This is a genomic window from Micromonospora orduensis (genome assembly GCF_006228125.1).
In the GTDB taxonomy this organism is placed as follows: Bacteria; Actinomycetota; Actinomycetes; order Mycobacteriales; family Micromonosporaceae; genus Micromonospora; species Micromonospora orduensis.
Genome location: NZ_VDFY01000178.1, coordinates 1 through 19802, shown reverse-complemented (window position 1 = coordinate 19802; position 19802 = coordinate 1). Strand labels below are relative to the sequence as shown.

At 71.2% G+C, this 19802-nt stretch carries 17 protein-coding genes; 7 read left to right on the top strand and 10 right to left on the bottom strand.

Annotated elements, in window-relative coordinates; genetic code table 11:
- Positions 1–322 (top strand): cellulose binding domain-containing protein (locus FHG89_RS19515; RefSeq protein WP_208761021.1); only part of this gene is annotated, 322 nt, incomplete at its 5' end.
- Positions 323–377: 55 nt separating this feature from the next.
- Here FHG89_RS19515 and FHG89_RS19510 read toward each other — a convergent pair.
- The 5 genes from FHG89_RS19510 to FHG89_RS19490 form a co-directional block, all read right to left on the bottom strand.
- Positions 378–698 carry a DMT family transporter gene (locus FHG89_RS19510; RefSeq protein ID WP_139585825.1) on the bottom strand — a complete coding sequence of 107 codons (321 nt, stop codon included), beginning with the start codon at positions 696–698 and terminating at the stop codon, positions 378–380.
- Between the two features lie 84 nt (positions 699–782).
- Positions 783–2918 carry an alpha-galactosidase gene (locus FHG89_RS19505; RefSeq protein ID WP_139585824.1) on the bottom strand — a complete coding sequence of 712 codons (2136 nt, stop codon included), beginning with the start codon at positions 2916–2918 and terminating at the stop codon, positions 783–785.
- Positions 2915–3778 (bottom strand): carbohydrate ABC transporter permease, encoded by an 864-nt coding sequence (locus FHG89_RS19500; RefSeq protein ID WP_139585823.1) that lies wholly within the window; start codon positions 3776–3778, stop codon positions 2915–2917. The genes FHG89_RS19505 and FHG89_RS19500 overlap by 4 nt, the downstream gene beginning before the upstream one ends.
- Entirely contained in the window at positions 3775–4731 is a 957-nt protein-coding gene (locus FHG89_RS19495; RefSeq protein ID WP_139585822.1) for a carbohydrate ABC transporter permease, read from the bottom strand. Before FHG89_RS19495 ends, FHG89_RS19500 begins: the two co-directional genes overlap by 4 nt.
- Before the next feature lie 21 nt (positions 4732–4752).
- Positions 4753–6081 (bottom strand): ABC transporter substrate-binding protein, encoded by a 1329-nt coding sequence (locus FHG89_RS19490; RefSeq protein WP_139585821.1) that lies wholly within the window; start codon positions 6079–6081, stop codon positions 4753–4755.
- A gap of 283 nt (positions 6082–6364) precedes the next feature.
- Here FHG89_RS19490 and FHG89_RS19485 point away from each other — a divergent pair, with 283 nt between their 5' ends.
- From FHG89_RS19485 to FHG89_RS19475, 3 genes are all read left to right on the top strand, one after another.
- Positions 6365–8356 (top strand): beta-galactosidase, encoded by a 1992-nt coding sequence (locus tag FHG89_RS19485; protein WP_139585820.1) that lies wholly within the window; start codon positions 6365–6367, stop codon positions 8354–8356.
- A 37-nt stretch (positions 8357–8393) separates the two neighbouring features.
- A complete protein-coding gene (locus FHG89_RS19480) occupies positions 8394–9167 on the top strand; it encodes a DeoR/GlpR family DNA-binding transcription regulator (protein ID WP_139585827.1) in 774 nt (257 codons plus the stop codon).
- A 269-nt stretch (positions 9168–9436) separates the two neighbouring features.
- A complete protein-coding gene (locus tag FHG89_RS19475; RefSeq protein ID WP_139585819.1) occupies positions 9437–10399 on the top strand; it encodes a sporulation protein in 963 nt (320 codons plus the stop codon).
- A 64-nt stretch (positions 10400–10463) separates the two neighbouring features.
- On the opposite strand, the gene FHG89_RS19470 is transcribed toward FHG89_RS19475, so the two are convergent.
- A complete protein-coding gene (locus FHG89_RS19470; protein WP_400311926.1) occupies positions 10464–10748 on the bottom strand; it encodes a hypothetical protein in 285 nt (94 codons plus the stop codon).
- Positions 10749–11012: 264 nt separating this feature from the next.
- Positions 11013–13055, bottom strand: a complete 2043-nt coding sequence (locus tag FHG89_RS19460) for a glycerophosphodiester phosphodiesterase family protein (RefSeq protein ID WP_139585817.1) — start codon at positions 13053–13055, stop codon at positions 11013–11015.
- Positions 13056–13246: 191 nt separating this feature from the next.
- On the opposite strand from FHG89_RS19460, the gene FHG89_RS19455 reads away from it, so the two are divergent.
- Positions 13247–13666, top strand: coding sequence for a hypothetical protein (locus FHG89_RS19455; protein WP_139585816.1), 420 nt, complete (start codon positions 13247–13249; stop codon positions 13664–13666).
- A gap of 55 nt (positions 13667–13721) precedes the next feature.
- Here the strand turns inward: FHG89_RS19455 and FHG89_RS19450 are convergent, their stop codons facing one another.
- Together FHG89_RS19450 and FHG89_RS19445 are read right to left on the bottom strand one after the other, a co-directional pair.
- Positions 13722–15941 (bottom strand): HelD family protein, encoded by a 2220-nt coding sequence (locus FHG89_RS19450; protein WP_208761022.1) that lies wholly within the window; start codon positions 15939–15941, stop codon positions 13722–13724.
- A 258-nt stretch (positions 15942–16199) separates the two neighbouring features.
- The gene (locus FHG89_RS19445) at positions 16200–17330 is read right to left on the bottom strand and encodes a LolA family protein (protein ID WP_139585814.1); all 1131 of its coding nucleotides are present in this window, start codon (positions 17328–17330) and stop codon (positions 16200–16202) included.
- Positions 17331–17427: 97 nt separating this feature from the next.
- Between FHG89_RS19445 and FHG89_RS19440 the strand changes: the two genes are divergently transcribed.
- Together FHG89_RS19440 and FHG89_RS19435 are read left to right on the top strand one after the other, a co-directional pair.
- Positions 17428–18084 (top strand): response regulator transcription factor, encoded by a 657-nt coding sequence (locus tag FHG89_RS19440; protein ID WP_139585813.1) that lies wholly within the window; start codon positions 17428–17430, stop codon positions 18082–18084.
- Between the two features lie 59 nt (positions 18085–18143).
- Positions 18144–19505, top strand: a complete 1362-nt coding sequence (locus tag FHG89_RS19435) for a sensor histidine kinase (RefSeq protein WP_139585826.1) — start codon at positions 18144–18146, stop codon at positions 19503–19505.
- A 12-nt stretch (positions 19506–19517) separates the two neighbouring features.
- On the opposite strand, the gene FHG89_RS19430 is transcribed toward FHG89_RS19435, so the two are convergent.
- A partial coding sequence (locus FHG89_RS19430) for a fibronectin type III domain-containing protein (RefSeq protein WP_139585812.1) occupies positions 19518–19802 on the bottom strand: 285 nt, incomplete at its 5' end.

Below are 19802 nucleotides of genomic sequence, written 5' to 3'. Positions count from 1 at the left end.
CCCCACCACGCCCCCGCCGAACGGTGGCTGCACCGCGACATACACGATCACCAACTCCTGGCAGGGTGGCTTCCAGGGTGAGGTACGGGTGACCGCCGGCGCGCGGGCGATCACCGGCTGGACCGCCAGGTGGACCTTCGCCAACGGGCAGAGCGTCACCCAGTCCTGGAACGTGGCCCTCACCAGCAGCGGCACCACGGTGACGGCGCGCAACGTGGACTACAACGGACGGCTGGCCGCCGGAGCCAGCACCAGCTTCGGCTTCATCGGCGGCTGGACCGGCACGAACGCCGCGCCGGTGGTGAGCTGCACGGCGAGCTGAACCGACGGGCTGGTGGCCGGGCCCGCGCCGGGCCTGGCCACCACGCCGGTCGTGGTCAGTGCTCTCCGACCAGGTTCACGACGACCACCCCGGCGATGATCAGAGCGATGCCGGTGAGCTTCACCAGCCCGACCGACTCGCCCAGGAACACCGCCCCGACCGCCACGATGGCCGCAGTGCCCAGACCCGACCAGAGCGCGTACGCGACACCTACCGGTATCTCCTTGACCGCCTGGGCCAGCAGGAGGAACGCCACCCCGTAACCGGCGAGGCAACCCACAGTCGGCCACAGGCGGCTGAACCCGGCGGTGCTCTTGATCAGGCTGGTCGCCAGCACCTCGGCGGCGATGGCGATCCCCAGCAGCACGTATGCCATGCGCCCTCAGTCCTTCGTGGTCGGGTGACATCGTCGGTGCCCAGGCTAGTGCCGGCGCCCGCCGCTGCCGTCGGCCCGATCCGCTCAGTCGACGGTGTCGACCTCCAGGATTAGGCTCTGCTCCGGGTGCAGCGCGGGCACCTGCACCCCGACCCGGGCCAGCGCCGCGCCGGTGAGCGTGACACCGGTCGCCAGCCAGATCGGCGTGGACCGGTCGATGGTCGCCGGGGCCGGTACGTCGGCCGCCGGCCGCACCCGGTAACGCCGGTCCGGGTCGAGGCCGGGCAGTCGTACCGCGCCCGGAACCTGCGTCACCGAGGTGGCCAGCCGTGCCACCGCGTACACCGCTTGGGTCTTGTCACCCGCGACCACGCCGTGCGCCCAGACGGCCGGGTCCGGGTGGTCGACCCGGACCACCCGGCCAGCGTGCAGCAGCGGACGCAGCCGCTTGTGCAGCGCCACCCAGGCGGCCAGCTCGGCCTGCTCGGCGGCGCTGATCGACGCGATGTCCCACTCGATGCCGTGGTGGCCGAACAGCGCGGTGGCCGCCCGGAAACCCAGGTCGTGCACGCGGTGGGTGGTGTGCGAGCGTTCCGGGCCGATGTGCGTGCCGATCAGTTCCGGTGGCAGCAGCAGCCCGGTCCAGCGCTGGATGGCGAGCCGTTCCAGGGCGTCGTTGCAGTCGCTGGCCCAGACCCGGTCGGTGCGGGCCAGGATGGCCAGGTCCACCCGGGCCCCACCGGACGAGCAGCTCTCGATCTCCACGCCCGGGTGTCGACCGCGCAACTCGTCGAGGAGCCGGTAGACAGCCGCGGTCTGCCCGTGCACGCCAGGGCGGCCGTGGTGCCCGGCCTCGGTGAGGTCCCGGTTCTGGTCCCACTTGAGGTAACTGATTCCCCGATGGTCGCTGAGCAGTGCGTCGAGTCGTTCCAGCACATAGTCGTACGCCTCGGGGCGGCCCAGGTCGAGCGCCTGCTGGTTGCGCCAGGCCGGCGGCAGCCGCCCCGGCACGGCCAGCAGCCAGTCGCGGTGCGCGCGGAACAGGTCCGAGTCGGGATTGACCATCTCCGGCTCGACCCAGAGGCCGAACTGGAGGCCCTGGCCGGTGACGTGGTCGATCAGCGGTTGCAGGCCGTCGGGCCAGACGCCCTCGTCGACGTACCAGTCGCCGAGCCCGGCGGTGTCGTCGCGCCGGCCGCGGAACCAGCCGTCATCGAGCACGAACCGTTCCACCCCGATCTGCGCCGCCCGGTCGGCGAGCGCGCGCAGCCGGTCCAGGTCGTGGTCGAAGTAGACCGCCTCCCAGACGTTGAGCGTGACCGGGCGCGGGGAGCGCGGGTGCCCGGGCCGGGCCCGCAGGTGGGAATGGAGTACGTCGCTGAGCCCGTCCAGCCCGGCATCGGACCAGACGGCGTAGAGCAGGGGAGTGTCGTACGACTCGCCGGGCCCGAGCCGGATCTCACCGGGAGCCAGCAGCTCGCCGCCGCCGAGGGTCGACTCGCCTGTGGGACGGCGCTCGGCGAACGTGACGTGGTCACCGCTCCACGCGGTGTGCACCGCCCACACCTCGCCGTGGCCGAAGCCGAACCCGGGAGTGCCGGCCACCAGCAGCAGCGTGGCGTCGTGCCCGGTACGGCCGTGCCGTCCCTCGCGGACCCAGGCGCCGTGCTGCCACGGGTGCCGCTGCGGGGAGCGTTCCCGACACCAGCGGCCGGTCAGGTCGAGCAGTTCGGTGGCGACCGCCGGCACCGGCAGCACAGGCGTCAGCTCCCGCAGCTCGTACGCGCCGTCGCCGTCGTTGCGCAGCCGGTGGCGGATGGTCAGCAGGCCGCGCCGGTCCAGTGTGAGCTCGATGGTCAGGGCCAGTCCGGCGGCCGGGTCCGACGCCCGCACGACCACCCGCGCCGGGGCGTCGGCGGGCTGGTCGACGTCGAGACCGTCCAACCGGAACGCCGTGGACCAGTCCCGCCCGTCACGGTGCCCCGCCAGACCCGGCCGGCCGCTCCAGCCGGCGCTCGGCTCCGGCAGCAGGGACAGCACGGCGGGCTCGTCGAAGCTGCTCGGCACCACCGGCGGTACGGTCGCGTCGGTGAGCTGGCGCAGGCCCTCGTCGTCGAGGTCGCCGACGTCGCCACCCCAGTGCACGACCCGGGGCAGCCCCGGGCCGCGCGCGTCGAGCACCAGGCTGGTCCGCGCGCGGCGCAGGTGCAGGATCGTCATCCCTTTGAGGCTCCCAAGGTCAGGCCCCGGACGAAGTGCCGCTGGAGCATAAAGAAGATCACCAGGGTGGGGATCGCGACGAGCACGCTGCCCGCCGAGACCAGGTTGTTGTCGGTGAAGAACTCGCCGCGCAGGTTGTTGAGCGAGCTGGTCACCGGGAACTTGTCGCCGGTACGCATCAGGACGGTGGCCCAGAAGAACTCGTTGTAGATCCAGGTCACCTCCAGCGTCGCCAGCGCGGCCAGGGCCGGCCGGCACAGCGGCATGGTGACCTGCCAGTACTGCCGCCAGATGCTCGCGCCGTCGACCATCGCCGCCTCGTACAGGTCGCGGGGCAGCGCCTTCATGTAGTTGCTGAGCACGAAGACGCAGAAGCCGCACTGGAAGGCCACGTTGATCAGGATCAGGCCCCAGTAACTGTCGTAGAGCAGCTCCGAGTCGCTCATGAACTCCGGCAGCGGCACCTCGGTGAACAGCCGGAACAGCGGGATGAGCAGCGCCTGCTGGGGCAGCAGGTTGGCCGCGGTGAAGATGCCGAGCAGGACCAGGTTGAGTTTCCAGCTGAACCGCGCGATGACGAACGCCACGCAGGAGGCGAGGAAGAGGGTCAGCAGCACCGCCGGCACGGTGATGTACACCGAGTTGAGGAAGTGCTGCCCAAACTCCGCCGTCCGCCAGGCGGTGACGTAGTTGTCGAAGGTCCAGCCGCCGAACGACACGTAGCCGTTCGCGGCGGTGTACTCGTACGAGCGCAGTGAGGTCAGCACCGCCCAGGCGATCGGGAAGAGCCAGACCAGCGCGACGACGATGAGGAAGCCGTGCAGCAGCAGCCGCAGCGGGGTTGGCCTGCGGGTGCTCATTGCCGGTCCTCCCTCATCACTGTCGCCAGGTAGATGGTGATGAAGACCAGCGAGACGACCAGCATGATCGTCGCAAGGGCCGAGCCGAACCCGATCCGGCTCGCCTCACCCACCACGTTCTGGGTGACCAGCGCGGAGATCAGCTCCAACCCGTTGCGGCCCTTGTTGACCACCCAGACCAGGTCGAACGCGCGCAGCGACTCGATCACCGTAACCACCAGCACGATGATGTTGATCGGCCGCAGCACCGGGAACACGACCCGGAAGAACGTCCGGCTCTCCGAGGCGCCGTCGACCGCGGCGGCCTCCCGCAGCGACGGGTCGACGCCCTTCAGCCCGGCCAGGTAGAGCAGCATGATGTAGCCGACGTGCCGCCAACCGGAGGCGACCATGACCGCCCAGATGTTGACGTTCGAGTCGCCGTACCAGTCGATGTTGCTGCCGAAGACGGCGTTGATCAGCCCCTGGTCGCGAGAGTAGAGCAGCTGCCAGACGAAGCCGATAAGCGCGAGCGAGAGCACCACCGGCAGGTAGAGCGCGGTCTGGTAGAAGCGGCTGCCCCGCAACTCCTTGTCCAGCAGCACGGCCAGGAACATGCCGAACGGGGTGGCGACCACGAACAGCACCGCCAGCCAGAGCAGGTTGTGCTGGATCGCCGGCACGAACGGCGGGTAGATGTTCACCACGTCGCTGTAGTTGCGCGCGCCGACGAACTCGATCTCGTTGAGTGGGCCGATGCCGTCCCAGTTGGTGCCGGAGAGCAGCACGGTGGCCGCCGCCGGCAGCCAGACGAAGCCGGTGACGATCAGCAGCGGGACGAGCACCATCAGCGTGACGACCACGCGGTCGGTGCGGGACAGGAGCCGTAGCCGCCGGCGACGACCACCCGTGGAGGTGGTCGCGGCCGGCGGCGGCACGGCGCGATCCGCTTGGATCAGGGGCAGGTCGGACACGATGTCCTCCCCTTTCCGCCGTCAGTCGGTGAAGATCGACTTCTTCTGGTTCTCGATGGACGAGGTGAGCCCGCCGATGTCCTTGGGGTCCTTGATGAACTGCTGGATCGCCGGGATGATCACCGTTGAGGCGAAGTCCGGTCGGGTGTCCCGGTCGAGGAACTGGGCGATCTCGGTGGCCGACCCGACCAGCTCCGCGGCCTTCTTCTGCAGGGCGGTGTAGCCGCTGACGTCCGCGCCGGTGTTGGCGACCAGGGTGGCCGGGTCGTTCTTGACGGTGATGTCCGCCGCGTCCTTGCCACCGAAGTACTCCAGCAGCTTGCGGGCGTTGTCCTCGTTCTTGGGCTTGCGGGCCATCATGTACCCGTCGATCGGCGCGTCCAGCGCCTTGGCGCCGATGGACGGATCGATCTCGGGGAAGGTGAAGAAGTCGAGGTCGTCCTGCTCCTCGGTGGTGAACTGCTGGCCGACGAAGAGGCCGAGCAGGTACATGCCGCTCTTCTTCTGCTGCAACGACTGGGCGGCCTCCTGCCAGGTACGTCCGAGGCTGTCCGGCTGGTGCAGGGGGAGCAGGCCGGCCCAGGTGTCGAAGACCTTCTTGACCTTGTCGGAGGTCCAGGCCTCCTTGCCGGCCATCAGGTCGATGTGGAACTGGTAGCCGTTGATCCGCAGGTTGAGGATGTCGAAGGTGCCCATCGCCGGCCAGCCGTCCTTGTCGGCGAAGGCGATCGGGGTCAGGCCGTCCCTCTTCATCTGCGCGCCGAGCGCGGTGAACTGGTCCAGGGTCGTGGGCACCTGGTAGCCGTACTGCTTCCAGACCGACTTGCGGTAGAAGACGGCCCACGGGTAGTACGACGCCGGGACGAAGTACTGCTTGCCATCGTCGCCGGTGGATGCCTTCTTGAACGCGTCGGAGTAGCCGGACAGCTTGCTCCACACGTCGCTGATGTCGCTGGCCAGGCCCTTCTGCGCGAAGAAGCGCATCCGGTAGCCGGCGAACCAGGTGAACACGTCGTCCGGCTTGCCCTGGAGGTAGTTGTTGATGTTCTCCTGGAACGTGTTGTGGTCGACCGTGTTCACCGCGACCTGGACGCCGGACGAGGTCTTGAACCCGTCGGTGACCTTCACCAGGACGTCCTTGGGCTTCGGGTCGGACTGGTTGGACCCGAGCGACACGTCCTTGCTGGACCCGCCGGAGCCGGAGTCGTCGCCGCAGCCGGCGAGCAGGCCGGTGCCGAGCAGCGCGCCCGTGCCGGCCGCGCCGGCCAGCAGCGAGCGTCGGTTGATGCCGGCGACGGAGGGCGGTACGAGCCGAGCCAGGTACTCGGCTTGGGATCGGGGACGGGACATCTGTGCCTCCTGCGGATGAAGAGGTGCTAGTCCAAGGGCCATCAGAGGTGGTGAGGGCGGAACCGCCGTCGTGATGACACATCGGGATCCACCGAGAATCCACATTGGCGAACACGAACGGCCATTGGGGCCTCAAGCTACCCGTCCGCAGGGCGCTGTCAAGAGGGCTGTTCGCCTCTGATAACCCAGTCGTGACGCGGCCGTTACGTGGTAAACGTTGGAAAGGAAATCGATGTTGGAACCTGTTGACTTGCGTGGACCGCCGGGTGCACCCTCAGCTGTCATGCGGCGATGGCAGGGTGACGGCATCTATTTCGGCGGCGACTACAACCCCGAGCAGTGGCCCGAGGAGACCTGGTCCGAGGACGTCGAGCTGATGCGCCGGGCCGGGGTCAACCTGGTCTCCGTCGGCATCTTCTCCTGGGCGCTGCTGGAGCCCAGCCCGGGCCGGTTCGAGTTCGGCTGGCTGGACCGTGTCCTGGATCTGCTGCACGACGGCGGCATCCAGGTCGACCTGGCCACGGCCACCGCCAGCCCGCCACCCTGGCTGGCCCGCGCGCACCCGGAGACCCTGCCCCGCCGGGCCGACGGCGCGGTCCTCTGGCCGGGCGGCAGGCAGGCGTACTGTCCCAGTTCCCCGGTGTTCCGCGAGCGGTCACTGGAGCTGGTACGCGCGGTCGCCGGCCGGTACGCCGAGCATCCCGCCGTGGTGATGTGGCACGTCTCCAACGAGCTGGGCTGCCACAACGTGCACTGCTACTGCGACGTCAGCGCCGAGGCGTTCCGGGGTTGGCTGCGCGAGCGCTACGGCGACCTGGACCGGCTCAACGACTCCTGGGGTACGGCCTTCTGGAGCCAGCGCTACGGCGACTGGGCCGAGATCAACCCGCCGCGCACCGCGCCGACCTTCGCCAACCCCACGCAGCAGTTGGACTTCCTGCGCTTCTCCTCCGACGAGCAGCGCGCCCAACTGCGCGCCGAACGCGCGCTGCTCAAGACGCTGGTCCAGCAGCCGGTCACCACCAACTTCATGATCGGCATGAACGTCAAGCACATGGACTACCACTCCTGGGCCGCCGACGTGGACCTCGTCTCCAACGACCACTACCTGACCGCCGCGGAGCCTGTGGCGCATCTCGGGTTGGCGCTCGCCGCCGACCACACGCGGGGCGTCGCCGGGGGTGACCCGTGGCTGCTCATGGAGCACTCCACAAGCGCCGTCAACTGGCAGCCGCGCAACGTGGCGAAGCTTCCCGGGCAGTTGCGCCGCAACAGTCTCGCGCACGTCGCCCGCGGTGCGGACGGTGTGCTGTTCTTCCAGTGGCGGGCCTCCCGGGCCGGGGCGGAGAAGTTCCACTCCGCCCTGGTGCCGCACGCCGGCCCGGACACCAAGGTGTTCCGCGAGGTGTGCCAGCTCGGTGCGGACCTGAAGGCGCTCGCCGAGGTACGCGGCAGCCGGGTGGACGCCGACGTGGCGATCCTGTTCGACTGGGAGGCATGGTGGGGGGTCGAGTTGGATTCACGCCCCAGCGTCGACGTCACCTACACCGACCGGCTCACCGCCCTGCACGGTGCGTTGTGGCGGGCCGGCGTGACCGCCGACGTCGTGCACCCGTCGGCCGACCTGAGCGGCTACCGGCTGGTTCTGGCACCCACCCTCTACCTGATACGCGACGCCGACGTCGAGGCACTGCGCCGGTACGTCGAGGCCGGCGGCACGGTGGCGGTCACCTACTTCAGCGGCATCGTCGACGAGAACGACCACATCCGGCTGGGCGGCTACCCGGGTGCGTTCCGTGACCTGCTCGGCGTACGCACCGAGGAGTTCTTCCCGCTGCGCGCGGGCGAACAGGTGCGCCTCGACGACGGCAGCACCGCCGACGTGTGGGCCGAGTGGGTGCACCCCGACCGCGCCGAGGTGCTGGCGTCGTACACCGATGGGCCCTTGCCGGGCGTGCCGGCGCTGACCCGGCACCGGGTGGGCGACGGCGCCGCGTGGTACGTCGCCACCCGGCTGGACGAGCCGGCCACCGACCGGCTGGTCGCCCGGCTCCTCGACGAGGCCGGCGTCCGCCCGGCGGCGCCGGCTCCGCCCGGCGTGGAGGTGGTACGACGGCGCGACGGCGAGCGGACCTGGCTGTTCGTCCTCAACCACACCGGGGCGGAGATCCGGCTCCCGGTGGCCGGCGTCGAGCTGTTGACCGGCGCGCGGTGTGCCGGTGAGCTGACGGTACCCGCCGGGGAGGTGGCGGTCGTCCGTGAGGATCGGGCCTGATCCGCACGACGGCCACGGCACGAAGGAGGTTCCCCAGATGCTCGCCCAGCAGCGGCAGACCGCCATCCTCGATCTGATCCGCCAGCGCGGCGGCGTGCGGGTGAGTCACCTGGTCAGCCGGTTCGGCGTATCCGACATGACGATCCGGCGCGACCTGGAGGTGCTCGCCGAGCGCGGCCTGGTCGACAAGGTGCACGGCGGCGCGACGCTCGCCGGTCCGGGATCGGCCGAGGAGCCCGGCTTCGCCGCGAAGTCGATCCGCCAGCAGGAGGAGAAGCGGGCCATCGCCGAACGGGCGGCGGGCATGGTGGAACCGGGGATGGCCATCGCGCTGTCCGCCGGCACCACCACCGCCGCGCTGGCCACGCTCCTGTCTGACGTACGCGGGCTGACCGTTGTGACCAACTCGATCCCGGTGGCCGACGCGCTCTACCAGAATCCCCGCGCCGACCAGACCGTCGTGCTGACCGGCGGCATCCGCACCCCGTCGGACGCGCTGACCGGGCCGGTGGCCGAGGCGGCCATCAGCGCCCTCAACGTCGACCTGCTGTTCCTGGGTGTGCACGGGCTCAGCCCGCGTACCGGCTTCACCACGCCGAACCTGCTGGAGGCCGGCGTGAACCGCTGCCTCATCGGCGCGGCCCGCCGGCTCGTGGTGCTCGCCGACCACACCAAGTGGGAGACCATCGGCATCGCCACCATCGCCCCACTGGAGGCCGCCGACGTGCTGATCACCGACGTCGGCCTGCCGGCCGAGGCGCGCACCGTGATCGGCGAGCAGGTGGGCGAGCTGGTCATCGTGGAACCCTGACGCCATGCGGTCCGGCCGCCCCTGCACCGACACGGTCGGGCCAAGATCCGAGCAAGAACAGGGATATTGGCCCCTCAAGCCTCGTAGAGGCAGCAGTTTCCCTGATCCTGGGCGGACCTTGGGCTCTCCACCCAAGCCACCCGACTCGTCACGACACCCGCGGTGGAACGTGGCGCTTCACAGCCACCTCACAGGGGTGCTGGATAGGGTGCCGGTCGAGTCAACGTCCGACTCCAACCTGGAGCGGTCGGCGTCGCACAGGAGTTCCGATGGTCTTCAAGAAGATGTTGAGCGCGTTCGGCGTGGGCGGTCCCAGTGTGGACACTGTGCTGACCAACCCCAACACCCGGCCCGGCCTGACCCTCGACGGGCAGGTGAACCTCGTCGGTGGTGATGCCCCCGCGGCCATCGAGCAGGTGGTTGTCGGTCTGGTCACCCGGGTCGAGGTCGAGGGGCACGACGCCGAATACTCGGGCACCCTCGAGTTTCACCGGATGGCCGTCAGCGGCGCGTTCGAACTCGCCCCGAAGCAGCAGTTGTCCATCCCGTTCCAACTGCCGGTGCCGTGGGAGACCCCGATCACCGACGTGTACGGCCAGCGCCTGCACGGCATGACGATGGGCCTGCGCACCGAGTTGGCCGTGGCGCGCGCGGTCGACAAGAGCGACCTGGACCAGGTGGCGGTGCACCCGCTGCCGGTGCACGAGCGGATCCTGGAGGCGTTCCAGCGGCTCGGCTTCCGGTTCAAGCACGCCGACCTGGAGCGCGGTCACATCCGGGGCGTCCAGCAGACGCTGCCGTTCTACCAGGAGATCGAGTTCTTCGCCTCCCCGCAGTACGCGAGCACGATCAACGAGGTCGAGCTGACCTTCGTGACCAGCCAGCGTGGCGTGGAGGTGATCCTGGAGTGCGACAAGCGCGGCGGCTTCCTGAGCGCCGGGCACGACGCCTTCGGCCGCTACCAGGTGTCGCACGCCGACGTCGACCGCGTCGACTGGGCGCAGGTCGTCGACGGCTGGCTGCGCGAGACGACCTCCCACTACGGCAGTCTGCGCTCCCAGTACGGGCACGGCTACGGTTCGGGCCACGGGCACGGGCACGGCCGCGGCGGCATGGGTGTGGGCGGCGTGGTGGCCGGCGCGGCGCTCGGCGTCGCCGGCGGCATGATCGCCGGCGAGATGATCGAGGACGCATTCGAGGGCGACTTCGGCGACTTCGGCGGCGACGAGTAGTCGTCCACGCACGACAGTGGCCTCCGGGAGAGTCTCCCGGAGGCCACTGTGCGCTGTGATCCGGTCAGTGCCGGGTCTTGCGCTCCTCGCCGCTGCGCCAGGCGCTGCCGGCCTTGGCCAGACCACGGCTACCGAGGTAGCCCAGCGTCAGCAGGGTGATCAGGAACCAGGCGTTGTCGGCCCGGAAGATGTCCACCCCGGCCGAGTTCTGCCCCACGACCTGCGACGCGCCCAGTACGGCGGCCACCGCGATCAGGTAGATCCAGAACTCGGTGGTCTTGAACGCCTGCTTGGTCTCCGTACCGGGTGCCCGCATGTCGTTCCGACGCCCGTCGTGCATGACCGGCATCTGCTGCGTGTCCCGCATGGCAGCGGGGTTCTGCGGGTCGTTCATCGGCCGGTTCATCGGCCGGGTGGAAGCAGCCTGCGTGCTCATCTGGTCCTCCTCAGGATGCGATGAGTCGTACCTGCCTTCCCTCGCCCCGCTACCGCGTTTCGGTCACGGCGCGGTCGTGTTCACGGCGGGGACGCCCCCCGACTACCCGAGGCCGGTGAGCAGGTAACACCGACCGCCGGCCGGAAAAACGCGGCCGGCGGTCGGGTCAGCGCACGCTCAGCGCAGGCCGTTGCGGACGGCCACGCTCACCAACAGGTCCGGGTCGTCGGTGATGATGCCGTCGACACCGAGGTCGATGACCCGCTGCATGACCGTCGCGTCGTCGACGGTGTACGGGATCACCTTCAGTTCGTACCGCGTCTGAAGGGTCCGTACGTCCGGTCCGTGGAAGTACGCCGGGTTCTCCCGCAGGTACCAGTCGGCCGAGGCGACAGTGCCCTGCTTCGGGTCGTGCACCTGCCAGTTGGCCGAGACCGTGCCCGCCCCGGCGGCCCGGGTCAGCTTGCCCAGGTCCCGGTACTTCCACCAGTCCAGGCCACCGGTCCACGGGCTCTTCACCGACGGGTCGCCGTACACGGCCTCCAGCGAGCACTCGTCGGCGAGGGTGGCGCACTCGGTCGGGCCGTACTGCCAGACGAGGCCGACCGTGCCGATGCGGCGGTCGAGCTGGTGGGCGTACGTGATGGTGCGCCAGTCGAACGACTGGATGGTGGCCCGGCTGGTGAAGCCGGCCCGCTGGATGGCGTCGACGAGCTTGCGGGTGAAGCTGCGGTACGGCTCGGTGTCGTTCACCACCGGGCTGATCTTCGTCTCGATGTTCATCCCGATGTCGGTACGGCCGCTGGCCTTCACCAGGGCGAAGACCTCGTCCAGGGTGGGGATCCGGGCACCGGGCGCGGGCACCTGGGCGGGCAGCTCGGGCAGCGTCTTCGTGCCGCAGTCGACGGTCTTGAGCTGCGCCAGGGTCAGCTCGTGCACCGGCTTGCCCACGTACGGGAACGTCGGGTCACCGGGGCGTACCGGCTTGGTGTCGACGCAGTGCGACCCGTTGACGGTGCGGTCGTGCAGCACCACGAGCGTGCCGTCGGCGGTGACGCCGGTGTCCAGTTCGAGGGTGGAGATGGCCCGGTTGGACAGTGCGTTGGCGAACGCCGGCAGGGTGTTCTCCGGCCGGGTGGCCCGGCCGCCCCGGTGCGCCTGGATGTCGAACGGCGCCGCGTACGCCTTCGGCAGCCGGTAGCCGCGCTGCGCCAGCACGCCGCGCAGCCGGTCCGGGTAGTCGGTGATGATGCCGTCCACGCCGTCGTCGATCAGCTTGGTCATGGTCGGCACGTCGTCGACGGTCCACGGGATCACCTTGATCCCGTAGCGGTGCGCCTGGGCAACCATCTCCTTCGTGACGTACGGCTGGTAGCCCGGGTCGGTGACGGTGCCGTTCTGCGGCATGCCGTGCACCGGCGAGAAGGCGCTGGCGCCGAAGCTGCGGATCGCCCTGATCGGGTCGCCGCCGAAGTCGTCGATGTCCAGTCCGCCCAGCCACGGCGAGGCGCCCGGCTGACCGGTCTGGAGGAAGTCGTAGTTGGTGAGGGCGACCAGCGGGAGCTTCGGTTCGACCTGGCGCATGCGCATCAGCGCGCCCCAGTCGAAGCTCTGGATGGTGACCTGCTTGAGCAGCCCGGCCGCGCGGATCTCGGCGGCCGTGACCCGGACGAACTGCTCGCGGGGCGCGGTCTCGGTCGGCGCGCCGGCCTCCACCTTGGTCTCGACGTTGAGCGTCACGTCCTTCGCCCGATAGCGGTTCACCAGGGCGAACACCTCACGCAAGAGCGGCATCCGGGCACCCGGCACGGCGACCTGGCCGGGCTTGTCCGCAAGCGCCCTGGAACCGCAGTCGAGCGAGCGCACCTGGGCCACGGTGAGCGTGTTGATGTACTTCCCGACGTACGGGAACTCCGGGTCGCCTGGCGTCACCGGGCCGGTGTCGACGCACTTGGCACCGCTGATCTTCCGGTCGTGGGTGACGACCGCCTGACCGTCCTCGGTGATCTGCACGTCCAGTTCGAGGGTGCTGACCCCGAGTTGGAGAGCGTTGCCGAAGGAGGCGAGGGTGTTCTCCACCCGCAACCCGAGGCCGCCGCGGTGGGCCTGCACGTCGAATGTCCGGTCCGGTCGCGGTTTCGCCTGGGCGGGCACCGCGAGCCCGGTCGTCACCGTCGCGGCCACCAGGGCCGCGACGGCGGTACGGCGTACTGTGCGCACGCTGTCTTCCCCTCCTGCCGGCGGGCGTCTCCCCCCGGTCGCCGGACAGCATGGACATCTCGGGCTGCGGGCAGGCGGCCAGCGGGCGGCGTGCCGGTGAACCGCCGTGGACGACCTCCCGGCCAGCGCGGGTTTGGCCGGCCGGTGGCCGGGCACGCAGTCAGTTCCACAGCTTCTGCGAGGTGATGGACGTGCGTGAGGACGATATTCGGCAGGAAGCCGCCCGCCGGGCGGAGGACCGGATCGCCGGCGGCGTGTACGGCGAGGGCGCCCTCGACGAGGTGACGGTGCCCCGCACCGATGTGGAGAGTCAGATCCAGCGCGACGACCCGCTCGATCCGGCGAACGAACGGATCGACCCCCAGGTGCTGCGCGACGGTGGCCCCGTCGGCGGGCAGGGCGCGGTGACCACCACCGGCGGCACCGCCGGGCCGGCGAGCGTACGACGGGTGGCCCGGCAGCCCGAGCGGCACCCGGGCACTGTCGCCCCGACCACGACCGGCGACGCCACCACCGGTGGTCTGAGCACCCCGAGGGGTGGCGGCACCAGCGACCAGTCGACCTCGGCGACCGGGCCGGCCAAGTCCATCAGGGACACGTCCAACGACTGACCTCGAACGCGGTCCCGCCCCCACCGGCATGGCACATCGGTGGGGGCGGGACGGGTCAGCGAACGGGGCGCAGGACGCCCAGGCGTTGGGTGGCGCGGGTGAGCGCGACGTACAGGTCGCTGCGCCCACGTGGCGACTCGGCGACCATCCGGTCGGGGTCGACCACGAGCACCGAGTCGAACTCCAGCCCCTTGGCCTGCGCGACGGTCAGGACGACGACGGTGCTCTCCAGCTCCGGGTGCTCGCCCACGGCAGCCTCGGGCAGCGCCTCGGTCAGGGCGGCGCCCAACTCGTCCACCCGGCTGGCCGGCACGATCACGCCGAGGCGGCCCTCGACCAGCCCGGCCGCCTCCCGGGTGGCCGCCGACACCAGCTCCGCCGGCAGCTGCCCGTCGGGCACCGCCCGGTCCCACGGGGGTACGCCGCTCTCCCGCACCGAGCGCGGCGGCCGCAGCTCCGGGTCGATCTCGGCCAGGACGTCGGCGGCGACCGCCATGATCTCGGCGGGCGTGCGGTAGCTGACGGTCAGCTCGGTCAGCCGCCACCGCTGCGCCACGTACGGCGCCAGGGCCTCGGCCCAGGAGGGCGTGCCGGTGAGCGCGCCGGTCTGCGCGACGTCCCCGACGATGGTCATCGACCGGCTCGGGCAGCGGCGCATCAGCAGCCGCCACGCCATCGGCGACAACTCCTGCGCCTCATCGATGATGATGTGGCCGAACGCCCACTTCCGGTCGGCGGCGGCGCGCTGCGCGGTGGTCAGCCGGTCGGCCTCCTCCTGCCGTTCCAGCAGCCGGTCGGCGTCGATCAGGTCGGTGACGCCGAGGATCTCGCCACCCTCGGCCTCGTCCTCGACGTCGATCGAGCGGGAACCCCGGGCGATCTCCAGCACGCCCTCGGCGTACTCGCGCTCCATCCGGCGGATGCGGTCCCGCCGGGCGGCGGCGGCCCGCTCGTCCTCGCCGAGCAGTTCGGCGGCCTCGTCCAGCAGCGGCACGTCGGCGGGTGTCCAGCCACCCGGCTCGCGGTGCAGCAGCGCCCGTTCCTCGTCGGTGAACATCGGCGTAGCGGCGGCGATCCGGTCCGGGTCGGCGTACAGGTCGGCGAGCAGGCGCTGCGGGGTGAGCACCGGCCAGAGCCGGTCGAGGGTGGCCTTGACCTCCGGCTCGTCGTGCAGCTCCCGGCGGATCTCGGCCCGGTCGGCCTCGTCGAGCAGGTTGTCCCCGCCCAGCGGGTCGGCGCCGATCCGTTCGGCCACCTGCTCGGCGAGCGCGTGCACGATCTCCACGTCGAACAGCGCCCGGGCCAGGTTGTGCGGGCGTTCGGTGCGGCGTACCCGGTCCCGGGCGGCCCGCACCGTCTCCGGGTCGAGGGTGAGCGCCTCGCGCTCGATTTCGATCTCCAGCGGCTCGTCCGGCACCCACTGCCGGTCCCGTACGGCGAGCGCCAGCACCTCGGCGAGCACCGCCCGGCCCTTGAGTGCGGCGGTCTCGGCCGGTTCGGTCCGTTGCGCGCTCACCCCGGGGAACAGGTCGCCCTGGGTACGCAGCAGCACACCGGTCTCGGCGAGCGTCGGCAGCACCTGCGAGATGTAGCGCAGGAAGGTCGCGTTCGGGCCGACCAGCAGCACGCCCCGGCTGGAGAGTTCCCGTCGGTGCGTGTAGAGCAGGTACGCCGCCCGGTGCAGCGCGACAGCGGTCTTGCCGGTGCCCGGGCCGCCCTGCACCACCATGACGCCGGGCAGTTCGGCGCGGATGATCCGGTCCTGCTCGGCCTGGATGGTCTCCACGATGTCGCGCATCCGGCCGGTGCGCCCGGCGTTCAACGCGGCCAGCAGCGACGCCTCGCCGGTCAGCTCCTCGTGCGCGCCGGGGGAGGCGGTGTCGATGTCGAGCACCTCGTCGTTGAGCCCGGTCACCTTCCGCTGGCGCGTACGCAGGTGCCGGCGGCGGCGTACGCCCTGCGGGTTGGCGGCGGTGGCGAGGTAGAACGGGCGGGCGGCGGGGGCCCGCCAGTCCATCAGCAGCGGGTCGTACTCGCCGCTGGTGTCGAAGATGCCGATTCGGCCGATGTAGCGGCGGGAGTCGTCGTCGCCGTCGAGCCGGCCGAAACAGAGGCCGTTCTCCACGGCGGAGAACTGCTCGACCTGGTCGACGTACATGGCCACCGAGCTGTCGCGCTGGGAGCGGTCCTGCAGGGTGCCGCCGGTGCTGCGCAGCGCGTCGGTCAGCCGGTCGGCGGCCTGTTCACGGAGCCCGTCCAGCCGGTCGTAGAGCATCGAGACGTACTCCTGCTCGCGGCCGATCTCGTCGTCGAGCGGCAATTCACCGGAACCGCCGGAGTGCCTTGACAAGCCGTCTCCCTAAAGATTAGAATCCTTTGCAGGAACGGCTTTCAAGCCGTTCTTTTTTGTGCCCTCGAATTGTTGAAGATAGCGCGTTCCGTCGGCTCTCACCAAGCCGGACAGGCCGACGTGATCCCCACAACGAAGCGCCGGGCCGACCAGTGGTCGACCCGGCGCGTGCCCGACGAGAGATCAGCCGCGAGCGGCCTGGTAGAGCCGCTCCGGCGTGACCGCTCCGGCCAGCACCCGGCCGTCGTCGGTGAGCAGCACACTGAACAGCTTGCTGGTCAGCAGTCGACCGCTGCCCCAGTCGCCGCTGACCGCCGGCAACCCGCCGAGCAGCTTCGACACGTCGACGTCCGGTGCGCCGCCGGCCGGCGGCACGGCCGGCTTGGCGTCGGCCGGCTTGCCGCCGACCGCACCGTCGAGCTTGGCGACCAGCACCGTCGTCCAGCCGGAGCCGACGGCCCGTACCCCGGAGTCACCGGTCGGCGCGGCGTGCTCGGGCCGACCGCCGGCGGCCGGCCGCTCGGCGGTCTCCTCCTTGACGGTCACACCGGGCGGCGGGTTGAACGTGAACTGGTCGGCGTCGGGACGCCGGTAGTCGACCTGGGTGAACGCGACCTCGAAGGCCGGCTGGTCACTGCCCTTCGCCAGCACCTCGAAACGCAGCGGCACGTGCTGCTCGGCGTCGATGGCGATGCGCAGCTGGTGCACCAGCGAGTCGCTGTCGCGCGGCTGGAGCACCAGCTCGTACGCGTCGTGGCCGGCGACGGTGGCCGCCCGGCCGACACTGACCTCGGTGCTGGGCTCGATGGCGCCCAGAGCGAGGTCGGCGGCCTCCTGCGGGGTGGCCGGCAGACTCGGCGTGGCGTGCGGGGTCGCCTTCTCGACGGTGCCGTCGCCCAGGGTGCGGTGGCTGGCGGTGTTGGTGCGGCTCTGCCAGGTCCACAGGTCCCGGCCGTTGCGGATCACATCCTGCTCGCCGAGGGTGTCCAGCAGCGCGACCCGCTGCTGCTCCGGCCCCGAGTACCAGACCCGCAGCGTGTGCGTACCGGTCAGCAGGGTGGTCACGTCGTTGCCGGGCACCAGCCCGAGAAGTGGCGGCAGGCCGAGGTCGGCGCGTTGCACGACGGTGCCGGACAACCCCTCCAGCCGGGAGGTCTGAAGATCGACCAGGAGTTGGGCGGCGGTACGGGGCGGCAGGCTCGGTTCGGCCTCGGCGGCGAACGTGCCGATGGCCGCGCCACCGCCGATGACGGCGACGGCGGCGGTCGCGGGGACCAGCCAGCGCAGGACGGGACGGCTTCTCAGGACGAACATGGTGGGCACCTCCTGCCCACCATCCTGCCCGGTCCCGGCTGTGAACGGGCTGAGGACGCCGATCCGTCACCGTTGACCCGGGTGGCACCCTTGAGCTGTGCGGTTGCTGGTGGTGGAGGACGAGGCCCGGTTGGCGGCCGCCCTGCAACGCGGTCTGCAGGCCGAGGGGTTCGCGGTGGATGTGGCGGCGACCGGCCCGGCCGGCCTGGACGCGGCCCGGCACGGTGGGTACGACGCGATGATCCTCGACGTGATGCTGCCGGGCCTGTCCGGTTACGAGCTGGTCCGGCGGTTGCGCGCGGAGCAGCACTGGCTGCCGGTGCTGATGCTCTCGGCCAAGGACGGCGAGTACGACCAGGCCGATGGCCTGGACTGCGGGGCGGACGACTATCTGACCAAGCCCTTCTCGTACGTCGTGCTGCTGGCCCGTCTGCGGGCGTTGCTGCGCCGGGGCGCGCCGGAACGCCCGGCCGTGCTCACGGTCGGCGACCTGCGGCTGGACCCGGCCCGCCGGCGGGTCACCCGGGCCGACGCCGAGGTGACGCTCACCGCGCGGGAGTACGCGTTGCTGGACTACCTGATGCGCCGGCCCGGCCAGGTCGTCTCCAAGACCGAGTTGTTGGACCACGTCTGGGACGCCAGCGTCGAGACCGCGCCGAACGCCGTCGAGGTCTACGTCGGCTACCTGCGCCGCAAGCTCGGCCGGGACCGGCTGGAGACCGTGCGGGGCGCCGGCTACCGGCTGGCGACGTGACAGGGGTCGGCCGGCCGTGGCGGGGCCGGCTGCCGGTGCTGGGGCTGCGGGGGCGGCTCATGGCGATCGGGGTGTTCGGCCTCACCATCGGGTTGGCGCTCGGCGGGGTGGTGCTGCTCGGTGCGCTCGGGTTCGTGCTGCAACGCACCGTGGACACCGAGGCGTTCCGGACCGCGGACGCGGTCGCGCTGCTCGCCGCCGAGGACGCGCTGCCCGATCCGCTGCCGGTGGCCGGCGGGCAGGTCCGCGTCCAGGTCATCGACGCGCAGGGGCGGATCCGGGCCGCCTCCATCGACGCGGACCGGCTGGTGCCGATGGTCCGGCCGCAGCGGCTGGACCCGGGCCGGCGGCAACGGCTGGAGGTGCCGGCGGAGCGGGTCGGGCTCACCGGCCCGGTGCGGGTGGTCACCGTGCCCGCCGGTACGGCCGCCGATCCGCTGACCGTGCTTGTCGCCCGATCGATGGCCGACGTGCGGCACAGCACGCACGTGGTCCGGACCATCCTGCTGGTGGCGTTTCCGCTGCTGGTGGCGGTGCTCGCCGCGGTGGCGTGGCGGGTGGTGGGCGCGACGCTGCGGCCGGTCGAGGCGCTGCGCCGGGGTGCCGAGGAGATCACCGGACGGGCCGGGACAGGCCGCCTGCCGGTGCCCGCCTCGGCCGACGAGATCCACCGGCTGGCGGTCACCCTCAACGACATGCTGGACCGGTTGGAGTCGGCCCGGGTCCGGCAGCGGGCGTTTGTCTCCGACGCGGCGCACGAGCTGCGCAGCCCGCTGACGAACATCCGGACCGAGCTGGAGGTCGCCCAGCGGCTCGCCGACCGGACCGACTGGACGGCGGTGACCGGCAACCTGCTCGCCGACACCGAGAGGCTGAGCCGGCTTGTCGACGATCTGCTGCTGCTGGCCCGCCTGGACGAGGCGCCGCAGGCGCGCGGCACCGGCCCGGTGGAGCTGGGCGGGCTGCTGACAGAGGTCGCCGCGCGCTATCCGTCGCCGCCCGTCTCCGTGGCCCCGCTGACCAGGCCGCTGTGGACGGTCGGGAACGCCGACGAGCTGCGCCGCGTACTGGCGAACCTGGTCGACAACGCGGTCCGGCACGCGCGCGGCAGCGTGCTGCTCGCGGCCGACGCCGAGGTCGAGACCGGGGGAGTGCCGTATCACCGGGTGACGGTGACCGACGACGGCCCCGGCATTCCGGTGGCCGACCGGGAGCGGGTCTTCGGCCGGTTCACGCGGCTCGACGACGGCCGGGCCCGCGACGACGGCGGCGCCGGCCTCGGTCTGGCCATCGTGCGGGAGCTGGTACGACGCGCCGGCGGCAGCATCGCCCTGACCGACGTCGACGGCCAGCCGGCGGGTCTGCGGGTGTGCCTCCTGCTGCCCGCGCTGCCGGCCGAGGACGGCACCGACAAACGCTGACGGTCGCGGTGGTCAGCGCCGGCGGGTGCACACCTGCTCGGAGCTGGCCACGGTGTCGGTGGACCAGACGACGGCCACCGTGAAGCAGTAGTCGTTGGTGCGGTTGAGCGCGTAGATGACGTACGTGCTGGTGCCCGCGGGCAGGGTCGCGAAGACGTTGCGCTCCTGGCCGGCACGGCCGCCGGCGATGACCACCGGACCCTCGCCGCCCGGCGGGTAGGTCCAGCGCAACGTGATGCTGTCCCGGGTGTCGCTAAGGGTCACCGCGCTGGGCGGACTGCCGGGTGGGGCCGCGGC